This is a genomic window from Nocardia flavorosea, assembly GCF_015477805.1.
Lineage (GTDB): Bacteria > Actinomycetota > Actinomycetes > Mycobacteriales > Mycobacteriaceae > Nocardia > Nocardia flavorosea_A.
The window spans coordinates 1-20,171 of sequence record NZ_JADLQL010000004.1 but is presented as its reverse complement, the minus strand read 5'-3'; the positions used below and the strand labels follow the sequence as shown (position 1 = coordinate 20,171).

Genomic DNA, 20,171 nt, shown 5'->3' with positions numbered 1-20,171 from the left:
TGTGCGCGCGAAGTGGGGCACAATGTCAGGCATGTCTGTTGCGCAGCCGGTAGGCGTGGATCGTGAGCACGTCGACTTCACCGTGGTCGGGAACTGGATGGATGAGCGCGGGCTCACCGGTGGAGAGTTCCGGGAAGTGCAGGCCCTGGGCGGCGGCACCCAGAACATCATGCTGCGGTTCACCCGTGGTGGTCGCGACTACGTGCTGCGGCGCGGGCCGGCCCATCTGCGCCCCAAGAGCAACGAGGTCATCCGGCGGGAAGCGCGGCTGCTGGGTGCGCTGGCCGGAACCGATGTGCGGGCGCCCCGGGTGATCGCGGCCGAGCTGGACGAAACGGTTCTGGGGGCGGTGTTCTACCTGATGGAACCGATCGAGGGATACAACCCGCAGACCGAACTTCCGGCGGAATTCGCCGGCGACCCCGCCGCCCGGCACGCCATGGGATTGTCCGCGGTGGAGGCGATCGCCCGCCTGGGCGCGCTGGACTACCGGGCCCTCGGGTTGGCCGACTACGGCAAACCGGAGGGTTTCCTGGAACGGCAGGTCGGCCGGTGGATGCACGAGCTCGATTCGTATTCGGCCAACGAGGGCTACCCGGGCCCGGAGATTCCGGGCCTGAACGAGGTGGCCGATTGGCTGGAGCGCAACCGTCCCGCCACCTGGACCCCCGGCATCCTGCACGGCGACTGCCATCTGGCCAACATCATGTTCTCCTACGACCGTCCCGAGGTGGCGGCGCTGGTGGACTGGGAGATGTCGACCATCGGCGATCCGCTGCTGGATCTCGGCTGGCAGATCGCCACCAGGCCGGAACCGGGCACCTCCGGCGCCGCGCTCATCGGCAAACTGGGCCAGGCCGGTGGGCTGCCGTCGAGTGCGGAGATGATCGCGCACTACGCGAAATTCTCCGATCGCGATCTGAGCGCTGTCTCCTGGTACACCGTGCTGGCCTGTTTCAAGCTCGGTATCGTGCTGGAAGGGACCTACGCGCGTGCCTTCGCCGGCAAGGCGCCGAAGAAGGTCGGCGATTTCCTGCACGCGAACACCTTGGAGCTGTTCGCGCAGGCGCGCAGCCTCATGGAGTAGGAACAAGTTTCACTCTTCGGAATGCGATGGCGGCCCTCGGTTGTGCCCGGGGGTGCCATCGTGTTTCTGTTCGCGATGGCGTGCGGGCGTCGGCTGTTGCGGTATCGACAGTGGAAGCGGACGATTCGGCTGTTTTCGCCCGGGTCCGGGGGTGTGGGCCCGCCGGATATGGTCGGCCGACCAGTTGTCCCCGGAAAATCTTTGCCAACCCACTAGAACGTGTTCCAGTTCGTATCGTAGTGTGGAGGCTGTCACATGAAAGCCCGCGCATGCGAGAGGTCGGACACGAATGAAGACGAAGGGCGCGATCCTGTGGGGGATCGACGAGCCGTGGTCCGTCGAGGAAATCGAACTCGGCGACCCCCGCGGCGGTGAGGTGCAGATCCGGATGGAAACCGCCGGTATGTGCCATTCGGACCACCATATGGTCACCGGCGCCACCCCGATGCCGTCCTTCCCGGCGATGGGCGGCCACGAGGGCGCGGGCGTCATCACCAAGCTGGGGCCCAACACGCCACCCGACCTCGCCGTCGGTGATCACGTGGTGCTGTCGTTCATCCCGGCCTGTGGCCGCTGTCCGGCCTGCGTCTCCGGGAACATGGCCCTGTGCGACCTGGGTATGGGACTGCTCTCCGGCCAGTCGGTCAGCGACGGTAGCTACCGCATCCAGGCCCGCGGCAAGGACGTCATCCCGATGTGCCTGCTCGGAACGTTCTCCCCGTACATGACGGTGCATCACACCTCGGTGGTCAAGATCGACCCCGAGATCCCGTTCGAGGTGGCCTGCCTCGTCGGCTGCGGTGTGCCCACCGGTTTCGGGTCCTCCACCCACGTCGCCAATGTCATGCCGGGGGATACCGCGGCCATCGTCGGTGTCGGCGGTGTCGGGATGAGCGCGCTGCAAGGCGCGGTGCTCTCCGGGGCGCGGCAGGTCGTAGCCATCGACCCGAACCCGTGGAAACGGGAGCAGGCGATGAAATTCGGCGCCACCCACGCCTACCCCAGCATGGCCGAGGCCATCGCCCCGCTGATGGAGGTCACCGAGGGCCGGATGGCCGATAAGGTCATTCTCACCATGGGCGAGATGGAGGGCTCCTACATCGAAGAGGGCCTGATCCTCACCGCGAAGGCCGGCACCCTGGTGGTCACCTCGATGGGCCGGATGGACGCCTTCGATGTGAAGATGAACAACTTCCTGCTCTGCATGCTGCAGAAGACGGTCAAGGGCTGCATCTTCGGCGGCGGCAACGCCCGCCAGGATGTTCCGAAGCTGCTCTCGCTGTACAAGTCGGGCCAGCTGAACCTGGACGATATGGTCACCCGCAGTTACGCGCTGGAAGACATCAACCAGGGCTACAAGGACATGCTGGACGGCAAGAACATTCGCGGCATCATCAAGTACACCGACGCCGATCGCTGATCCCGCGGTGCCGGAGTAACCGGCAGGATCCTTCGCGGATATCGCGTTTCCGGGGCTGCCGGACCGGTCGAACACCGGCCCGGCAGCCCCGGTTCCGGTCGGCGGCTCGGGCGAATTCCGCGCGAACGGCACGGTCTCGTAACCTCGATGGTGTGCGCGCACTCGAGCAGATCAAGCAATGGCCGGTCCGGCATGCGGCGGCGGGCGTGGTCACCCGGGACGGACAGTGGTCGGCAGGTGACGCCGACCGGGGCTTCCGCCTCGCCTCGGTGACCAAACCGCTGGTGGCATATGCGGCGCTGATAGCCCTGGAAGAGGGCGCGATCGAGCTCGACCAGCCCGCGGGCCCGCCCGGTTCGACCGTTCGCCACCTGCTGGCGCACACCTCCGGGGTCGCGTTCGACACCACCGATATCCTGGCCCGGCCCGGCGCCAAGCGGATCTACTCGAGCGCCGGATTCGAACTGCTGGCCGATTTCGTCGGCGAGCACACCGGTATCCCGTTCCCGCAGTATCTGAGCGAGGCCGTTTTCGAACCATTGGGGATGGGGGCTTCCGAGCTGACGGGTTCGGCCGGGCACGGCGCGCATTCCACACTCGCCGATCTGCTACGGTTCGCGGCCGAACTCATCGAGCCGCGGCTGATTTCGCCCCAGACCCACGCCGACGCGATCACCGTCCAGTTTCCCGGCAGCAACGGCGTGCTGCCCGGGTTCGGTTCGCAGCGACCCAACGACTGGGGGCTGGGTTTCGAAATCCGCGACGGTAAATCGCCGCATTGGACCGGGAGCGCGAACTCGCCCCGGACATACGGTCATTTCGGGCAGTCGGGCACGTTCATCTGGGTCGATCCGCAACTCGACCTGGCCTGTGTGGCGTTGAGCGACGAGAATTTCGGGGATTGGTCGCGTGAAGTATGGCCCCCGTTCAGCGATTCGGTGATCGCGGAAGCCACACTCGCCGGCAACACAGCTGCGCAGTAACAGGTGTAACACCGGGCACTCGAGTACACTCGGGCAACGCCTTTTCGACGGACCGTTGGGGAAGACGAGCATCGTCGAAACCGGAGGTGTACGTGGTGCGCGGATCGGCTCGATACGCGGAGACGACGGCGGGTGTGGTCTACATCCACTCGTCGCCCACCGCGCTGTGCCCGCATATCGAATGGGCGCTCGCGGCCGCGCTCGGTAGTCCCGCGGGGCTGCGCTGGACCGCGCAACCCGCGGCGCCGGGCCGCCTCCGCGCCACCACCGAGTGGGTGGGGCCGGCCGGGACTGCTTCCCGGATCGCGCAATCCCTGCGTTCGTGGCCGGTGCTGCGTTTCGAGGTCACCGAGGATCCCAGCGAAGGGGTCGACGGCGAACGCTACAGTTTCGTCCCGAATCTCGGCCTGTGGCACGGTGCCACCAGCGCCAACGGGGACGTGATGGTGAGCGAGATGCGGTTGCGGGTCATGCTGCAGGCCGCTCGCGAACTCGGCCGGCACGCGGCCTACGATCTCTCCGCCGAAATAGACCGCGCACTCGGCACCGCCTGGGACGAGGATCTCGAGGTCTATCGCACCGGCAGTGAGGGCGCCGAAATCACCTGGTTGCGCCGCGACGTGGGCTGATCACCGCGCCCGGCCGGCGGCTGCGAGTACGCGCGTCAGTTCGCGCCAACGGCGCTGTCCGTGGCGGAACATCGACAGGCGTCCCGCGCGGGGATGGGCAGTTCGGTCGAAAGCCGGACCATGCTCATCTGCTCATCATCGCGAAGGCCGGCGGTCTGGGCAACGGACGGATTCCCGGTCGCCGCCGGCCAGTTATGGACAGGGCGTTACAAAACCAGTTATAGTGCGGCATGGCCAGACCGCGCAGCTTCGACCGCGAGCAGGTGATCGAGGCTGCCACGCGTCAGTTCCGGCAATCCGGGCTGCATGCCACCAGTGCGGAAGACCTTTGTCGCGCAACGGGTCTGGGGCGCAGTAGTCTCTATAATGCCTTCGGCAGCAAAGATGAACTCTTCGCGCAGTGTCTCGACGCCTATCTGGACCGGACGCTGGCGCGGGCCGAAGAGATCATCGGCGACACCGCGCAGGCAACGGTCGACCGGATCGAGACCCTCCTGCGGGGAGTTGCGGCCGAGGAATCCGAACGTGCCGGTTCGGGTGCGCCGCGGGGTTGCCTGGCGGTGAACACGGTGACCGAGCTCGCCGACGATCCCGCGTACGAGGCATGTGTGGACCGTATCGGCCGCGATACCGTGGCCCGGCTGGAACTTCTGACGGCCGTGCTACGGGCGGGTCAGGCGGCGGGGGAGGTGACGACCGTTATTTCCGCCGAGGGCCTGGCTGCCTTCGTGAACTCGGCGGTCGCCGGGTTGCGGGTGTCCTCGCAAGGCGGGGTTGCGGCTGCGTGGTCCGAAGAGATGATCGCGGCGACACTACGGGCGCTGCGGCCGTCGCGACTGGACGACTGAGTCGATATGGGTGAACGGGTCCGGCGACGTATGTCCATTTTGGACAGTTCGTTACGGAATGGGTGCTCGTGCCGGCGTCATCCCGGTGGTGCTCCCGCGGGGGAGGCGGCGATTACGCCGCGCGCCCCGCCGGCATTGCCCGAGTGTCGTTGTGTATCGGAAGGATTCCCTGCGGTCGAGTCTCGTGACTGTTCCGGCTGACGCTGCGATCCGCGGCTACCGGTTCACGCGCGCTCGGTGATCGGCGGCGTTACCGGGCGAATCGTGGTCTGGGTGACCAGTTCGCCCGCCGTAGACCGCTGTCATTTTAGAACGTTCATTTCAAAACGGGTCAGGAGAGTTCCATTGTCATCGTCTGAGTTCAGCGGCCGCGCACCCGCGGTCCCCACCGCGGTATATGTGCTCGCCGCAGGCGTATTCGCCATGGTCACCAGCGAATTCGCCGTCGCCGGCCTCATGCCGCAGCTGGCCGACAGCCTGGACACCGATATCGCGCAGATCGGCTATCTGGTGACGATTTTCGCCGTCGCCATGGCCTTCGGCGGACCGTTGCTCATCCTGGCCCTTCTGCGCGTACCGCCGAAGGCCGCGATCATGGTGGTCTTCGCGATCTTCTTCGCCGGCAATCTGCTCGCCGCGCTGGCATCCTCCTACGCCGTGATGGTGGTGGCCCGGATCGTGACCGGTATTGCCGCGCAAGCGTTCTTCGGCCTGGCCGTCTCGTTGTGTATGCAACTCGTCGACCCGAGCGTCCGCGGCCGCGCGGTGAGTGTCGCGATGAGCGGCCTGATGCTGGGCACGCTACTGGGACTACCGCTGGCCACCTTCATCGGCGGCCGGCTCGGCTGGCAGGCTGCCTTCTGGTCGGTCGCCGTCCTCACGGCGGTGGCGGCCGCGCTCACCCTGGGTCTTGTCCGCAACCCGCGCCATCCGGACGAGTCCGAACCGGCCGCCGCTCGGGCAGTACCCGCAGCGTCCGATCCCGCCACCGAAACGTTCACGGAGCAACTACGGGCATTTCGCCGCCCCCGGCTACTGCTGGCACTGGTCTCCAGCACCCTGATAATCGGCGCGACCTTCTCCGTTTTCAGTTTCCTCGCCCCCATCCTCACCCGGGTCAGCGGTTTCCCCGAAGGCTCGGTTCCGCTGCTCCTGCTCGCCTACGGTGCCGCAACTCTCGTGGGCAATTTCGTCGTAGGCCGCCTCGCCGACCGGCACACCGTGCCCACGCTCCTGGCGGGTACGGTGCTCAACACCGTCTTCCTGCTCGGTTTCGCGCTCGGCACCGGCTCGCAGCCCCTCGCGATCCTGTTCATGCTCGGAATCGGACTCGTCGGTGTGACCATGAACCCGGCCATGGCCGTCCGTGTCCAACGCGCCGGCGGCACCGGGGTCCTGGTGAACACCGTGCACACCTCGTTCATCACCTTCGGCGTCGTCCTCGGTTCCGCATTCGGGTCCCGCCTCCTCGCGGAATACGGCTTGCGCGCCCCGATCATCCTCGGCGCCGTCCTGGCGGTCCTGGCGGTCGCCGCCGTCCTCCCGGCCGCACGAGACCCGCGGCTACGGCCACCTGTACTCACGACGGTCGTCCCTGCCGAAAAGCAGACCGTCGGTGCCTGAGCAACCCGTCTCCCGGTCGTATCCGCCGGAGCCCCGGTGGATACGACCGGGACCGTACGGCCGGTCGAGACCGGCGGTCGCGGGCCGGGCGGCCGGCGGCTTCGGCCTGTTGTCACGGTGGCGGTATGCCGACTCGGTGGCGCCTGGCCGTGGGGTGCGACACATACTCGCCCGTGGAGTATGTATGCGTTCGGTCTAGACTGCTCCGCATGAGCCGGTGAGATTTCCCGGAACTCTCACATTCGGTACGAGCGGTGGTGGGCGACGCGGCCGAGACCAAAGGTGAGCCGATGAACAACGTCAAGACGTTGCGGGCCTGGTGGAACGACCCGGTCGACTACCGCTGGCTGGTGCGCACCCTGGAGGCCCGCTCGGCGCTGCGGCCGCTGAAGATCTTGATCGGTGTCGCGGGCGCGATGATCGCCGTCATGGGTGCGGTGATCACCGGCACGCCGGTGGGTCCGCCCGGCAGCCCCGGTATCTATTCCACGGTCGGGGTGCTGTCCGGGACCCTGTGGGCGCTGCGCTGGTGGCTGCTGCCCTGGCCGGGCAAGAACGAATCCGTGCTGCTGATGGCCGGTGCGGACGTGTTGTTCACGCTTGAGTTTCTCCAGGTTCCGGATCGGCTGTTCGGGGCGATGGGCACGGTGATGCTCGTGGTCACCGGCAGCTACCTGGGCTGCTTCCACAGCGCGCGCATCCTGGCGGCCCACTCGGTGTGGTCGTTGTTCGCGGTGACGGTGTTCTCGGTGCGGATCGTCACCGGCGGTGGCGATATCCGGTTGGCCGTCGCGATCGCGCTGCTGCTGTTCGTATCGGTGGTCAGCTCGGTGCCCGCGTTACAGATCCTGTACTGGCTGCTGCGCAACGAATCACTGTCGGATCCGCTCACCGGACTGCTGAACCGGCGGGGTCTGGAGATCCGGCTACCTCGGCTGGTGGACCGCGATCCCGCGATCTGTCTCATGACCTTCGACCTCGACCGATTCAAGACCGTCAACGACACGTGGGGTCACCGCGTCGGCGATACCGTGCTGGTGCGCACCGCCCAGCGGCTGCGCGACGCCGCGGGGGAGCAGGCGGTGGTGGCTCGCACAGGCGGGGAGGAATTCGTGGTCGCGACCCCGGTACCCGCCGCGAGCGCCCGCGCCGAGGCCGAACGCCTGCGTGTCGCCGTCGCCGAATCACCGGCGACCGCGGTGGAGATCACCGCGAGCGTGGGCGTCGCGGTCTTCGACGCCACGGTCTGTCCCCAGTGTCCACGCCCGACCCCGGACCGGTTGCTGCACTCCGCCGACTCCGCCATGTACCGGGCCAAACAATCCGGTGGGAACCTGGTGGTGGTCGACGTGCTCACACCGCCGCGCGATCACACCCACCCGGTCCCGGGCTGACGCCGGTCGCGGTGTCACCCGAGGTCGGGCAGGTCCCGTAACTGCCTGCGCGAGGTGATACCGAGTTTGCGGAAGATACTTCGCAGGTGGGCGTCCACCGTACGTTTGCTGAGGTACAGGCGCGTGGCCACCTCCTTCGACGTCGCACCTGCCGCCACCTGGCGCGCGATATGCATCTCCTGCATGGTCAGCTCGTCGTAGGTGTGTTCGGAGCGGCGGCGGACCACCTCGCCGGTCGCGCGCAGCTCGCCCGCCGCTCGCTCGGCGAACGCTTCCAGGCCGATCTCCGAAAGCTCTTTGTACGCGATACGCAGGTGTTCACGCGCGTCGCGCCGCCGGTTGGCCCGGCGCAGCCACTCCCCGTACCGCAGCCGCGCCCGCGCGAGGTGCGCTACCAGTGGGCTACCCGTGAAATGCTCGAGTGCCGCCAGATGATCGTCCTCCGCATCGCTCACCAGTGCCCGGGCCCCTGCCGCGACACCGAGAGCGAAATCGGTCCCCGCGGCCTGCGTGCGTTCGAGCAGGGATTCCAGCGCCGACCGCGCGACGGCATCCGCACCACACCGGACCGCGGCCTCCACCAGTTCCGGCAACGCGATGCCGGTGAGGAACAGGTCGCCACCCGCTACCGCACGCGTGGCCGCATCCAGTGCGTTCGGGTAGTCGGCCGAGCCGTTGTACAGCACGGCCTTGGCGAAGTGGGCGTTCGCGGTCAGCTGGCCGGTGCCACGGCTCATCACCTCGGTGAACAGGTCGTGCACTTCGCGGTGGCGGCCGCGCATCGCCGCCAGGTGCACCCTCGGGTACAGCTGCGGCAGGTCGCCGAGAGCATCGGCGATCGCATCCTCCTCGGCGATCGCGGCCATCGCCTGCCCGAAGTCGCCGGCGAGCACGGCAGACACCGCTGTTTGCGACAGGCCGAGCCGGATCGTCATCGGCGACCCGGTGTCCTGCCCGGACCGGCTCAGCCATTCGGTGACCGTCGCGTGCAACTCGAGATCCCACAGCTCGCCCGCGAGCACCGTGGCCAACGCGGGCACCCGAGTCCAGCCGGCATCGGTGCCGGTGAGCACCTGTCGAAGCGCCGGCACGCCGGCCCGGTGCCCCTCGGTGTCCAACAGCACCAGCGCGTCCAGGAGGTCCGGCGGCCGTGCGGACGGCGGCGCCGAGCGCGCCGCGTCGAGTACTCGGTCCATCACACCCGCGGCCCGCCCCACGACCAGACCCATCTCCAGCGCCGCGACGAAACATTCACGTGACCGTTCCGCATCGATGGCTGCGAGCCGCTGCCCGGCCCGCAGGATGAGTTCCGGGCCCTCGACGACCCCGTCCGCGCCGCGGACGAACGCGATCCGCCCGCGCAGCAGTTCGACGGACGCGTGCTGCGGATCGTCCAGCCGTTCGGTATCGACGCCGGCCAGCAGGTCGGCCGCCGCGTTCGCGGCGCCCGCTTCGAGCATCGCCCGCGCGGCCGCGATAGTGCGTTCGGTCTGCTTGCCGGGATCCAGCGACAGCGCCGCCGCCCGTTCCAGGAACGCGGCGGCAGCCGCCACGCCGCCGCGTGCCTGCGCACGCGATGCCGACGACTCCAGCTCCGCCGCGATTCGCTCGTCCGGCGCGGTGGTGGCCTGGGCACTGTGCCAGGCTCGCCGATCCGGTGCGGTGCCCGGATCGGTGACCTCGGCGAGCGCCCGATGCGCCGCCCGGCGCCGGTCCGGCTCGGCCGCCCGGTATGCGGCCGACCGCGCCAACGGGTGGCAGAAGCGTGTCCGCGTATCGAACACCATCAGCCCCGACGCCTCGACGGCGGCACTCGCGGCGGCCACATCGATGTCCAACCGCCGTGCGGCCGGCCACAGCAGTGCCGGGGTGCCGGTGGGATCGGCACTCGCGAGGGTCAGCAGCAGCCGTGCCTGCCGGGGTAGTTCCGCCATCCTGGCCTGGAAGCTCCGCTCGATCCGGCCCGCGACCGGCGACGGCGCCGGCAGCGCGAAACCCCCTGCTTTCGGCAGCTCGATCAGGGCCAGCGGGTTTCCGCGCGCCTCGGCGAGAAGGCGTTGCCGTACCCGTTCGTCGAGCGTCACGGTTTTCTCCGCGTCCAGTAGCTCCCGCGCCTGCGCGTCGCTCAGACCACCGACCGTGAGCCCCGGTAGCTCGGCCAATCCGCCGGTGACCTCCTCGTCGCGGGCCGCGAACACGATCGCGATCGGCTCCGCCGCGATACGCCGCGCCAGGAACGTGAGAGCATTCGCCGAGGCGGCGTCCATCCAGTGCGCGTCGTCGATAACGCACAGCATCGGACGCTCCGCCGCGGCGGCGGCCAGTAATTCGAGCGTCGCAAGGCCGACGCGGAACGCGTCCGCAGCTCCGTCGGCCAGCCCGAACGCGACCAGCAGCGAGTTCCGGTACGGTGCCGACAATGTGTCGAGATACGCCAGCACCGGAACGCATAGCTGGTGCAGTGCCGCGAAGGGCATTTCGTCCTCGAACTCCGATCCGCATGCGCGAATGATCCGGAACCGGTCCGGCGTCAGGTGTTCGACGTGGTCGAGCAACGCGCTCTTGCCGATTCCCGGCTCGCCGCGCAGGACGAGCACACCGCCCTCGCCCTGTTCCGCGCCGCGGACGAGGGAAAGCAGGATTTCGCTCTGATCGTCCCGGCCGACGAGCGGTCGGGGTGTCGCGGTGTTCCGAACCATGATGCCGATGCTGTCACCTACGGCATATCGTTTGCCCGAAGGGGCAGTTAGGCATTTCTTGCCGACGCGAGCGGAGCAGCGCCGCCACGATCATCGAGGCGTGACGACACGATCGCGGCACGGTTCCGCCCACCAGCACGACCCGAACCCGTCCTCGTCGGACGCGTTACCGGCGCCTTCGGTGAACATCGACCCACCCACACCGCCCCTTTCACGGTTACCGCGCGGGGTGGCGATGGCCGGCCTGGCCACTGCCGCGTTCCTGGTCATTCTCGACGCCGCGATGGTGAACCTCGCCGGGTCCACGATCCGCGCGGGACTCGAACTCACGGCCGCTGAACTCACCGTCGTCGTGGACAGCTATCTGGTGGCCTTCGCCGGGCTGCTGCTGCTCGGTGGGCGCCTGGCCGATGTACTCGGGGCCCGGGCCATGTTCTCGACCGGGATGACCATCTACCTCGTGGCATCGGCATGCTGCGGGCTCGCCGCCAACGGCGCGATGCTGATCGCCGGGCGGATCGGGCAGGGGATCGGGGCCGCGGTCGTGATGCCGGCCGCGCTTTCGCTCGTGCTCGCCCTCTACCCGTCTCCGGCGGAACGCACCCGCGCGATGGGGATCTGGGGTGCGGTCGCGGGAGCCGGCAGTCTCGTCGGTGTCTTTCTCGGTGGCACGCTGACACAGTTGCTGGGCTGGCAGGCGGTGTTCGTGACCCCGGTTCCCTTCGGCATCATCGGGGCGATCGTCGTATGGCGCTCGGTGCCGCGGATCCCGGGCAGCCCCGGGCAGTTCGATCTGCTCGGCGCTGTAACGGTCACCGCCGGGATCTCCGGCCTCGCACTCGGTATGGTCTCCGCTTCCGACGCCGGGTGGACCGCGCCCGCCACGGTTTTCGGCCTCGCAATCGGTCTCGTCTGCCTGGCGGTGTTCGTGCTCGTCGAGCAGCGTTCCGCCCGGCCGCTGATCCCGCTCGGTGTGTTCCGCAGGCGGCCGGTGGTCACGGCGAATTTGGTGATGCTGCTGATCGGCGGCACACTGACGAGCCTGTTCTTCTTCCTGCCCCAGTATCAGCAGGATGTGCTCGGCATGAGCCCGTTCGAAGCCGGGATCGCGCAGATCCCCGTCGCCGTCATGATCATCGCCGGCAGTGTGGCCGCACCGCTGCTGGCCAAGCGCGTAGGGCTGGCCCGGGCGCTGCCGGTCGCCCTTGTCGTGCTGCTGGCCGGCTTGCTCTGGCTGGCGACGGCGCCGACCACCGGCGGCTTCTCGATCGGCCTGCTGGGCGCGTTCCTGCTGATCGGCACCGGTCTCGGGCTCGGCACCGTCAACGCTGTCGCGATGGCGGTACGCAACAGTGCCGACAGCGAAACCGGGCTGCTCAGCGGCCTCGTCAACGCCGCGCAGCAGTTGGGTGGCGCGGTCGGAGTCGCCGCGCTCGCCGGAATCGCCATCGGCGTGGCCGGAACAGCCGGAGATATCTCGTTCACGACCGCGTTCTTCGGCCAGGCCGGTCTCATCCTCATCGCGCTCGCGGTGTCGTTCATCTCCATTGCCAGGGCCCGGCAGGCCGGCCCTGCGGCCGCCGGCACTCACTGATTTCCCGAGAAAGGAATTATCCCGATGAACACCCCCACCGTCCTCGTGACCGGAGCGACCGGAACTATCGGCTCCGCACTGGTCCCTGCCCTGCAAGCCCGCGGCGCCACCGTTCGCGCCATGACCCGCAACCCGGGGATCGCATTCCCCGGCGCCGAGACCGTCGTCGCCGACCTGAGCGACCCGGCGTCGGTCACCACGGCATTGACAGGTGTAGACGCGGTTTTCCTCAACAGCCCTTCGGCCGCCGACGCCGCCGCACTCCAGATCCAGTTCACCGACCTCGCCCGCGACGCGGGAGTGAACCGGCTCGTGCTGCTCTCCCAATACGCGGCACGCACCGACTCCCCGGTGCGATTCCTGCGCTGGCACGCCGAAGTCGAAGCCCATGTGCAGCAGCTCGGGCTCGACCACACCGTGCTCCGCCCCAACCTCTACCTGCAAGCCTTGCTCGCTTTCGCGACCACCATCGCGCAGGGCTGGTTCGCCGCACCTATCGGCGACGCCGCGGTGAGCGCCATCGATATCCGGGATATCGCCGAAAGTGCCGCGGCCGTACTGACAACCACCGGGCATACGGGTCGCACCTATACGCTGACCGGCCCCCGTGCCGTAACTCACGCCGAGATCGCCGTCGCGATCAGCGCAGCCACCGGCCGCAGCGTCGTCTTCCGCGACGCGCCCGCCGACCGATTCTCGGCCGCACTGGCCGGTTTCCCGCCGTGGCAGCGCGACGGCCTCGTCGAGGACTACGCCCACTACGCCCGCGGCGAAGCCGCCGAGGTACACACCGCCGTCGCCGACCTCACCGGACACCCCGCCCGCGATATCACCGACTTCGCCCGCGACTACGCCGCCGCGTTGATCCTGGCAGGAACCGGAAAGGACCCCCGATGATCTACCACTGCATTCGTTTCACCCTGAAACCCGGCGTCTCGGAAGAGGACAAAGCGTCCGGTCTCGCGCGCATGCGCGAACACATCAACGCCATCCCGGTCATCAAGTCCCGTATCGTCGGCCCCGACTTCGGCGGGGAATTCGACTACGGCGCCGTTTCCGTGCTCGAAAACCTCGCCGACTACGCGGAGTACATGAACCATCCGGCGCACCTCGAAATGGATCGCATCGGATTACCGCTGGTCGACAAGTTCGTATCGTTCGATATCACCGACGATCCGGACCCGGCGGTCGGGGACGAGATCGCCGAGATCCACCGCCGCCGGTTCGACGATATGCCCGATATCGCCCAGCTGGTCTCCGGCCTTCGGCACTACACCGGCAGCGGTGCTCCCGGTAAGCACGGAATCCGTTGACGCCGTGTGGCTTCGGTGATGAATCGCGAATGTGCCCAGTTCTCCGACGTCCGACGCGTACGGAAATTCGGCCGACCTCGTAACGACGGCGGTTGCCGGTGCGCCGGTCGGTCGTCCAGTCCGCGCTGATGTCCCTGCCGGCCGGTCGGGGAAGGGGCCTGCTGACAGGTTGCCAACGCTGGGAGCGCCCTGTTGTGACCTCAATTACGCTGCGGTGAGCGAATTTTCGTTGCGTGAAGGGTGATCTGGATGTCGATCGGCGAAAAAAGCAGGGCCGCGGTTCTCACCGCGCGCATCGGAGGCCATTACCTCCGGGAGGTGATACACAGAAAGGCTCCCACTCGCCTCGACGAGGTACCGGCAGCCCCGGAATTCCTCACCGAGCAGTGGCTCACCGCGGCGCTGTGCGGGGAGCATCCGGCGGCCCGGGTGGATTCGTTCACGCTGACCGAGGGCAGCGACGGCACCTCCTCACGGCGTGGGCTGACCGTCCGGTACAACGAGGCCGGGGCGGCCGCTGGGCTCCCCACCCGGTTGTTCACCAAATCCACCCGCGCCCTCAAAATGCGCGTGGTGTGCGGTCTGTGCGCACTGTTGGAAAACGAATCCGGGTTCTATCGCCGCATCAGACCGGAGTTGGATATGGAAGCACCCCGGGCATACCACGCGACCTTCGATCCGCGGTCGTACCGGTCGCTGTTCGTCCTGGAAGACGTGGCGGCCACCAAAGGAGCAACCTTCGGCAATCCGCTCACTCGCGTGCTGGACAAGGCGATGGCCGAAGACATGGTCGGTCAGTTGGCCGTCGTCCACGGTGCGTACTGGGACAGCCCACGGCTGCGCAGTGAGTTCGGGTGGCTCCTGACCGGTGAGCGATGGCACACCACGATGAACAACATGATCAATACCGGGCGTATGTTCCGGACCGGTCTCGCACGCGGTGCCGACCTCATCCCGCCGGAACTGCGTGCTCGACAGGAGGAACTGTGGCCCGGCCTCTTCCGGGCCATGGCGCTACATGCGAAGACTCCGCAAACCCTGTTGCACGCCGACGTCCACGCGGGCAACTGGTACGTCACCGGGGATGGTCGCATGGGGCTCTATGACTGGCAGTGCACGCTCCGCGGTAACTGGGCGGTCGATTTCTCCTACTCGATCATGTCGGCGCTGACGATCGAGCAGCGACGGGCCTGGGAACGCGACCTACTGGAGTTCTACCTCGATCGACTGCAGGCCGCGGGCGGTACGGCGCCCGATTTCGAGGCGGCATGGCTGCAATACCGGCAGCAGACATTCCAGGGTGTATTCGCCTGGGTCGGCACGCTCGGGCAGGGCCGGATGCAGCCCGATATGCAGCCCCGCGATATCAGTCTCGCGAACTTCGAGCGGATCCTGCAGGCCGTGGCGGACCTGGAATCACTGGACAGCCTTCCGGAGTGACGGCCGCGGCCGGGCACCGCCGCGCGGGGCGAGTCATGGGCCGGTGTGGGCCGTAGCCGACCGTCCTCCGACGAGGACCGGTCCGGTGTTCCTACGGCCTATCCGTGGTGGGCGCAGACGGGTTCGAACCGCCGACCGCTGGTGTGTAAAACCGCGAACCTCTGTCTATCGAGTGCTCGGCAATCTTTAGAGTCCAGGTCAGGGCCGTATTCGCGTCCGCCTACTGCTGCCGTTTCCGTGCAGTTATTGCACGTCTTGACACACTCTCGACACCACGGGGGTTCTCGAAAATGCTGGTTTGACCAGGCGTTAGGCGTCACAGGAGAACCGTGCGCGCCCTGCCTCGCGCTGCGCCGGGGTGGTTGGACCATCGGCGCAGTAGGTAGCCGAATTGGCCGGCGGAACTGCATTCGGTCCGGCGGGCCGGGGAGTCGTTACATACTGTCCTCGCGCATTTCCAGCACGGCCCTGATCAGTTCACGGGCGCCGTCACCGTGAACGGCCTGGTCAGATAGGCGGTTGAACACCTTCTCGTAAATGGCTATCTCTCGCGGCTGCGTGATGGCGGACTCTGCGGTGATGGTCTCCACCAGCACTTTCCGCCGGTCATAGAGCACGAAGTCGGTAGTCCGGCGGAAGAACGCCGCTCCGGCCGGGACGATGCCGAAGACCAGCCGGGGCAGGTCCATCAAGGACAGCACATGCCGGAGCTGACCGGCCATCACGGAATCGGTGCCGACCGTGGTTCGTAAAGCCTGCTCACCGACCAGGAGGTAGAAGCGGTGCCGGCCGTGGTGGAGCACCCGTTGCCGTTCCATCCGGGCGTCTACAGCGGCGTCCAGGTCGCGGCTGGTGTTCAGGAATTCCATGCCTGCCGCCATGAGCGCACGCGCGTAGTCCGGGGTCTGGAGTAGGCCGTGGAAGACCTGGGGGTCGTAGCCGCGGAGGAGTTCGGTCCGTTCCTCTACGCCGCTGATTTGGCGTTGATGGTTCGCGTAGCCGTGGCCGACGATGCGCCGCCATTCCATCCATGCGGCGGAGATGTTGCGCAGCGTCGCCAGCAGGTCGGGGTGTTCATCCTCGGCCCCGGTGATTCGGCACCAGGCGGATAGATCGTCCTCGGACAGCGATTGCGTGCCGTGCTCGATGCGGGACACCTTGGCCGGGTGCCAGCCCGCGTGTTCGGCCAGTTCGTATCCGCGCAGGCGCGCCGCCACCCGGAGGCCACGTAATCGGGCTCCCAGGTCGCGGCGCGCTTCCTCGACGTTGGTCACTTGGCGTAGTCGGCGTGCGGAATTGCCTTTGTCCACAGTTCATCGCGGAGCCGTGCATAGTGCGCGGTGATCGCCGGATCGGTGAGCGCCGCCCAGCCCGGTTCGGCGGTGCCGTCGCGGTTGAACACGGTGTACGCGGCCAGCTCGTCGTCGAACAGCCACCAGTCGTCGTCGGGCAGGCTGGCCGGCGCATCCTGCCGCGGCAACCACCGGATATCTTCGCCAACCTCGATGTTGGCGGCAGTGGTCCCGACGGAGAACCGGGCGTAGTCCCCGTGCGGCTCGGTGATCACCCGCACCCGCTGCACCGCACAGCCCGCCCCCGTGACCTCCCGCATGAGCGCGTGCCATCGCGCACTTGCGGCCGGGTCCTGGGGCTCACCGTCAAGGAACCGCTGGACCCGGTCCGCTTCCCCGGCTACGCCGCTGTAGTCGTCCCGAACCTCCAGGTGGAAGGCGCGGTGGTGGGTACGGAAGGCGTGCGCCAGGTCATCGAACGCTAGGTGCAGCATCCCGCCTCCGTTCGGTGCCGATGGGCACCTCGATTGCCGACTCGTGGCCGGGTAGTCGTATCTGTTCCAGTGCTTCGGCATCGGTGACCGGTTCGCCCCTACCAGGGGGCCTCTTCGTCTCGCAGCCGCTCTCGTGGGCGCCCGCTGTCGACCAGGAGGTCATTGACCTGGCGGCTTACTGCGAGGTCACCAGGTTCGGGCCACAATGCGGTGGGTTCGACGGAGAAGCGGCCGTCGGGCTGGATCCATAGGTACACATCCATGTACGGGTCGAGGTCGACCAGCCCTCACAGAGGCATCGGTGGCACCGCGATTACTCGCCCATTGTCCCTTGATCGGTCTGCCGCCACTCGCCTGTCCCATCCGGATTACGGTGGTATTCCCAAGCCGAGTAGTCGCCGTCGTTTTCCACCACGCTCACCTGGTCGGCGTAGCCGTCGAGGTCGGTATCGGTCCAGACGCTCATCGAGTCGGGGCCGTTGGTGACGAAGGTATCGAGTACGCCATCAACGATGAGATCCTGGGTGGGCGGTTCCATCTCCACCGGACCCAGGCCGTCCATAGACGAGGTCGCTCCGAGACTCGGCGTGTCGGAGAACTCTTCTGATGCAGACATGGATTCTCTTGAGCTCCACTGGTCGACCGCGGGGATAATCCGGTCCATCCTTCCATCCCCGGCGGTACAGTGCAGCCCCGGCGCCGGGTAGGAACGGGGCGCGCAGTGGCTATGGACACAAAGAGGTTTCACCGAGGTGACGCACCGTCGGTATCACTCGGCGCCATGCAAGCGGTACTTATGCCTTGGCTCCCGGGTGAATCTTTGTCCGGTCTGGGGTGATGATCGCTACCTTCTCCTTCGGCGCGGCCGGTACGGCGGCGGCTGATTACACCGTGGCCACTACTCCACCCATGGAGCCTGTGTCGCGAACGGCGCGGGTAAATTTGGCAATGACCAGCTGGGCAAGACCTGGTTCTGTCGTCAGTCCGGTGGGGGGTACGACCTGATTCATCGCTGAGGGGCTACAGGAGCCGGGATGGTTTCGCATCCGCGATGAGATCCCAGGGCATCGCGCCGGGCCCGTGGCCACCCTTGGCGCGACCATGATCCCTCAGCGCCGCATCGTCGCGAACACTGTGGCGAATCTGCTTGTCGGCCGCTCTATCGACAGCGACCCCGCCGGTAGCCGGCGGGGTCGCTGTCTGCTTGATATCGGCATGCCCCAGGCCTTCGTGGTTGTCGTCGACGATGAACTCGGTCAGCGAGGCAAACACGCGAAATACCAGAGAAACGCCTAATAGACGCTGTTCGTGGGCTGATCTGAAGGGGTCGGTATCCCCCTTTGTCTACGGTCTCGGCCCGTGTTGAGACCGACCTGCTACACGTCCCGGGAATCGCCTACTCGGGTCAGGCGGGGTCACCGTAGCTTTTGATCTTCTCCAGTGGGTATCCGCCCATGACTGCGACGGCCAAGCCGTAGACCGCCAGCAAAATGAGTGCCGGCGTGGATAATTGCCGGTCGGGGTCGGCCAGGATGTAGGCGAGGTAGCCGATAGGGGGCAGGCAGAGGACGGCCGCTGCGCCGGCCCACAGGAAGACCATCCTGTTGACCTTCTTGCGGCGAGCCGGGTCGGTCAGCATGTGGTCAGGGATGTCTTCTCCGTAACCTTCGATTCTGCTCGTTGCAATTCCGCGGTAGCCTTTGGCCGCCACATAGCAGCACGCCAGGAAAATCACCGAAAAAATCAGCGGGGTTCTGGACGCGAGGTTGACGAATAATTTCGTTGGATCCGCGCGTTTTGTGTTTCGGTTAAAGGGTTTTCACGGCTGGTTTCCGTGGCTCGATGTCGCACTCAGAACCTGCTGGGGGTGGTGGTCGCCTTTCACGGGCCGGGTATCCCGGGTCGTGAGGATCCCGTTCAGGCTTCCGAACGATGTGGTGACCGTTTCGGTGGAGGTGCCCGCCGGCGCGGGATGTGTCGGCGTCGAGACCGGTGTGCCGGTATACGGTGCCGCCGCGGCGGTTTGCGTGTCCTCTGGCTCCTGGCCGCTGCCCTCGGAGCCTGCGGAGCTGCTGGCTTCCGAGTTCAGGTACTCCTCCAGAGTCATGTCGTCGTCTCCCTGATCGGTGCCCGTGCTGTCCCCACGGCCGAATCACCGAGGTCCGACCGCGGCGACACAGCTCGGCTGGTCGCCTGTGAACCGGGCCACCTCGGCGTCGATCTCGGCGACGAAAACCTGATCCAGCCAGGTGCGGCACACGGTTTCAGGGTCTGCACCGTCGCTGTAGTGCTCGGGCAGTTCGGTACGCAGCCGATTCTGCACCGATTGACTCGTGTTGCCTCGTCCGCGCGCGAGGTCGATGAGCCAGTCGATCTGCTGCGGGGTCTTGCCTGCCGCGGCGTCGGCGACGAACTCGTTCTTCGTGGTGTCGGCCTTGTGGCGGACCGCGTCGTCGATCTGCGTGATCGCGGTGGTGGTGACAGTGTGCACCGCCCGCAGCGTGTCCAGGCTTGTGGTGATCCTGGTACCGGCATCGGCGAGAAACTGGCGGGCGTTGTCGGCAGCGGGTGAGCCGTTCCAATGGCTGGGGAGTTCGCCGAAACGGGTGGTCTGGGCGGCAGCCTGGTCACCGAGCCGGCCTTCCAGCTCTTCACCCAGCGCGGTAGAGAAACTACGAAGAGATTCCAGGTCGATGCCGGGCTGCTGGTCGTATTGGGCGGCCAGCGCGAAATAGTCTCCGCCTGCGGGTTCGTGACCGGTCCATTCGCGATACCGCGGCAGGAAGACCTCGAAGTACTGCAGGCCCACAGCTCCGGCATCCAAGAAGGAATCGACGCTCTCGGCATCGGTGGATCTCATTCGAACGCTCCCGCCACCGCACCAAGGTTGACCGCGGTCGACTGATCGACACCAGTACAGCTGTCCGCGCTGACCTACAGGGCCGAACCGCAATCGTGCACGCAGTTCGCCCAGGAGAACAGCGAGCGCCGCAGATCCTCCAGCCCGCCGGTCAGACGTTCACCAGCCGACTGGTAGCCGCGGCCGGCGGCGGCGGTCTCGAACCCAGTGCTCGAAGGTCGAGCGTCGCTCGAACCTTGTTTTGTTACAGGCTTTGACGGCACCCCAGCGTGATCGGCTCCCTTTTCCCGGAATTTTTTCGCACCGGCTGGTAGCACCAGCCGGTTTGCGGTGATACGCCCTGGTCAAGACCGCTGATGTCGGTCGGATGAGGTTCCCCCGCATTGCTGGAGGGCGGAGTAATCAGGTTCCGGACGGAACCGGGTGATGGTAGCTCGCTTCGAACTCGTCCGGTGATCGCCAACCCAGCTTCTTCTGGATGCGCTGGCTGTTGTA

Annotated in this window: 19 protein-coding genes; 11 read left to right on the top strand and 8 right to left on the bottom strand. The window is 67.0% G+C overall.

Annotation, left to right across the window (positions count from 1 at the left end):
• Positions 1–22: 22 nt before the first annotated feature.
• From IU448_RS18735 to IU448_RS18705, 7 genes are all read left to right on the top strand, one after another.
• Positions 23–1,087 carry a phosphotransferase family protein gene (locus IU448_RS18735; RefSeq protein ID WP_195056972.1) on the top strand — a complete coding sequence of 355 codons (1,065 nt, stop codon included), beginning with the start codon at positions 23–25 and terminating at the stop codon, positions 1,085–1,087.
• A 289-nt stretch (positions 1,088–1,376) separates the two neighbouring features.
• Entirely contained in the window at positions 1,377–2,507 is a 1,131-nt protein-coding gene (locus IU448_RS18730) for an NDMA-dependent alcohol dehydrogenase (RefSeq protein WP_195056971.1), read from the top strand.
• Between the two features lie 152 nt (positions 2,508–2,659).
• Positions 2,660–3,490 carry a serine hydrolase domain-containing protein gene (locus IU448_RS18725; RefSeq protein ID WP_195056970.1) on the top strand — a complete coding sequence of 277 codons (831 nt, stop codon included), beginning with the start codon at positions 2,660–2,662 and terminating at the stop codon, positions 3,488–3,490.
• Between the two features lie 95 nt (positions 3,491–3,585).
• Positions 3,586–4,119, top strand: a complete 534-nt coding sequence (locus IU448_RS18720; protein WP_195056969.1) for a DUF3145 domain-containing protein — start codon at positions 3,586–3,588, stop codon at positions 4,117–4,119.
• 230 nt (positions 4,120–4,349) lie between these two features.
• On the top strand, positions 4,350–4,967 hold the full coding sequence (locus IU448_RS18715) for a TetR/AcrR family transcriptional regulator (protein WP_195056968.1): 618 nt from the start codon (positions 4,350–4,352) through the stop codon (positions 4,965–4,967).
• Positions 4,968–5,312: 345 nt separating this feature from the next.
• Entirely contained in the window at positions 5,313–6,590 is a 1,278-nt protein-coding gene (locus IU448_RS18710; protein WP_228813606.1) for an MFS transporter, read from the top strand.
• Between the two features lie 290 nt (positions 6,591–6,880).
• Complete coding sequence (locus IU448_RS18705) at positions 6,881–7,984, top strand: GGDEF domain-containing protein (RefSeq protein WP_195056967.1); 1,104 nt, start codon at positions 6,881–6,883, stop codon at positions 7,982–7,984.
• Between the two features lie 14 nt (positions 7,985–7,998).
• Here IU448_RS18705 and IU448_RS18700 read toward each other — a convergent pair whose 3' ends face one another.
• Positions 7,999–10,683 (bottom strand): AAA family ATPase, encoded by a 2,685-nt coding sequence (locus IU448_RS18700; protein ID WP_195056966.1) that lies wholly within the window; start codon positions 10,681–10,683, stop codon positions 7,999–8,001.
• A gap of 100 nt (positions 10,684–10,783) precedes the next feature.
• Between IU448_RS18700 and IU448_RS18695 the strand changes: the two genes are divergently transcribed.
• The 4 genes from IU448_RS18695 (at position 10,784) to IU448_RS18680 (ending at position 15,030) form a co-directional block, all read left to right on the top strand.
• A complete protein-coding gene (locus tag IU448_RS18695; RefSeq protein WP_324188638.1) occupies positions 10,784–12,277 on the top strand; it encodes an MFS transporter in 1,494 nt (497 codons plus the stop codon).
• 24 nt (positions 12,278–12,301) lie between these two features.
• Positions 12,302–13,174, top strand: a complete 873-nt coding sequence (locus IU448_RS18690; RefSeq protein ID WP_195056965.1) for an SDR family oxidoreductase — start codon at positions 12,302–12,304, stop codon at positions 13,172–13,174.
• On the top strand, positions 13,171–13,590 hold the full coding sequence (locus IU448_RS18685) for a Dabb family protein (RefSeq protein WP_195056964.1): 420 nt from the start codon (positions 13,171–13,173) through the stop codon (positions 13,588–13,590). Before IU448_RS18690 ends, IU448_RS18685 begins: the two co-directional genes overlap by 4 nt.
• 318 nt (positions 13,591–13,908) lie before the next feature.
• On the top strand, positions 13,909–15,030 hold the full coding sequence (locus IU448_RS18680; RefSeq protein WP_195056963.1) for an aminoglycoside phosphotransferase family protein: 1,122 nt from the start codon (positions 13,909–13,911) through the stop codon (positions 15,028–15,030).
• Positions 15,031–15,464: 434 nt separating this feature from the next.
• Here IU448_RS18680 and IU448_RS18675 read toward each other — a convergent pair whose 3' ends face one another.
• From IU448_RS18675 to IU448_RS18645, 7 genes are all read right to left on the bottom strand, one after another.
• A complete protein-coding gene (locus IU448_RS18675) occupies positions 15,465–16,304 on the bottom strand; it encodes a helix-turn-helix domain-containing protein (protein ID WP_195056962.1) in 840 nt (279 codons plus the stop codon).
• Positions 16,301–16,816, bottom strand: a complete 516-nt coding sequence (locus IU448_RS18670) for a DUF6879 family protein (protein ID WP_195056961.1) — start codon at positions 16,814–16,816, stop codon at positions 16,301–16,303. The genes IU448_RS18675 and IU448_RS18670 overlap by 4 nt, the downstream gene beginning before the upstream one ends.
• 313 nt (positions 16,817–17,129) lie before the next feature.
• Positions 17,130–17,432, bottom strand: coding sequence for a DUF6802 family protein (locus IU448_RS18665; protein ID WP_195056960.1), 303 nt, complete (start codon positions 17,430–17,432; stop codon positions 17,130–17,132).
• Positions 17,433–17,836: 404 nt separating this feature from the next.
• On the bottom strand, positions 17,837–18,088 hold the full coding sequence (locus IU448_RS18660; protein ID WP_195056959.1) for a hypothetical protein: 252 nt from the start codon (positions 18,086–18,088) through the stop codon (positions 17,837–17,839).
• 133 nt (positions 18,089–18,221) lie between these two features.
• Complete coding sequence (locus tag IU448_RS18655) at positions 18,222–18,455, bottom strand: hypothetical protein (RefSeq protein WP_195056958.1); 234 nt, start codon at positions 18,453–18,455, stop codon at positions 18,222–18,224.
• A gap of 180 nt (positions 18,456–18,635) precedes the next feature.
• Positions 18,636–18,923 (bottom strand): hypothetical protein, encoded by a 288-nt coding sequence (locus tag IU448_RS18650; protein ID WP_195056957.1) that lies wholly within the window; start codon positions 18,921–18,923, stop codon positions 18,636–18,638.
• Between the two features lie 45 nt (positions 18,924–18,968).
• A complete protein-coding gene (locus IU448_RS18645; protein ID WP_195056956.1) occupies positions 18,969–19,676 on the bottom strand; it encodes a hypothetical protein in 708 nt (235 codons plus the stop codon).
• Positions 19,677–20,171: the final 495 nt, after the last annotated feature.

Coding starts and splice junctions, on each gene's coding strand:
- IU448_RS18730 (WP_195056971.1), top strand. CDS start 1,377: ATGAAGACGAAGGGCGCGATCCTGTGGGGGATCGACGAGCCGTGGTCC.
- IU448_RS18670 (WP_195056961.1), bottom strand. CDS start 16,816: ATGCTGCACCTAGCGTTCGATGACCTGGCGCACGCCTTCCGTACCCAC.
- IU448_RS18655 (WP_195056958.1), bottom strand. CDS start 18,455: ATGCTGACCGACCCGGCTCGCCGCAAGAAGGTCAACAGGATGGTCTTC.
- IU448_RS18715 (WP_195056968.1), top strand. CDS start 4,350: ATGGCCAGACCGCGCAGCTTCGACCGCGAGCAGGTGATCGAGGCTGCC.
- IU448_RS18665 (WP_195056960.1), bottom strand. CDS start 17,432: ATGTCTGCATCAGAAGAGTTCTCCGACACGCCGAGTCTCGGAGCGACC.
- IU448_RS18685 (WP_195056964.1), top strand. CDS start 13,171: ATGATCTACCACTGCATTCGTTTCACCCTGAAACCCGGCGTCTCGGAA.
- IU448_RS18735 (WP_195056972.1), top strand. CDS start 23: ATGTCAGGCATGTCTGTTGCGCAGCCGGTAGGCGTGGATCGTGAGCAC.
- IU448_RS18690 (WP_195056965.1), top strand. CDS start 12,302: ATGAACACCCCCACCGTCCTCGTGACCGGAGCGACCGGAACTATCGGC.
- IU448_RS18700 (WP_195056966.1), bottom strand. CDS start 10,683: ATGGTTCGGAACACCGCGACACCCCGACCGCTCGTCGGCCGGGACGAT.
- IU448_RS18705 (WP_195056967.1), top strand. CDS start 6,881: ATGAACAACGTCAAGACGTTGCGGGCCTGGTGGAACGACCCGGTCGAC.
- IU448_RS18645 (WP_195056956.1), bottom strand. CDS start 19,676: ATGAGATCCACCGATGCCGAGAGCGTCGATTCCTTCTTGGATGCCGGA.
- IU448_RS18650 (WP_195056957.1), bottom strand. CDS start 18,923: ATGACTCTGGAGGAGTACCTGAACTCGGAAGCCAGCAGCTCCGCAGGC.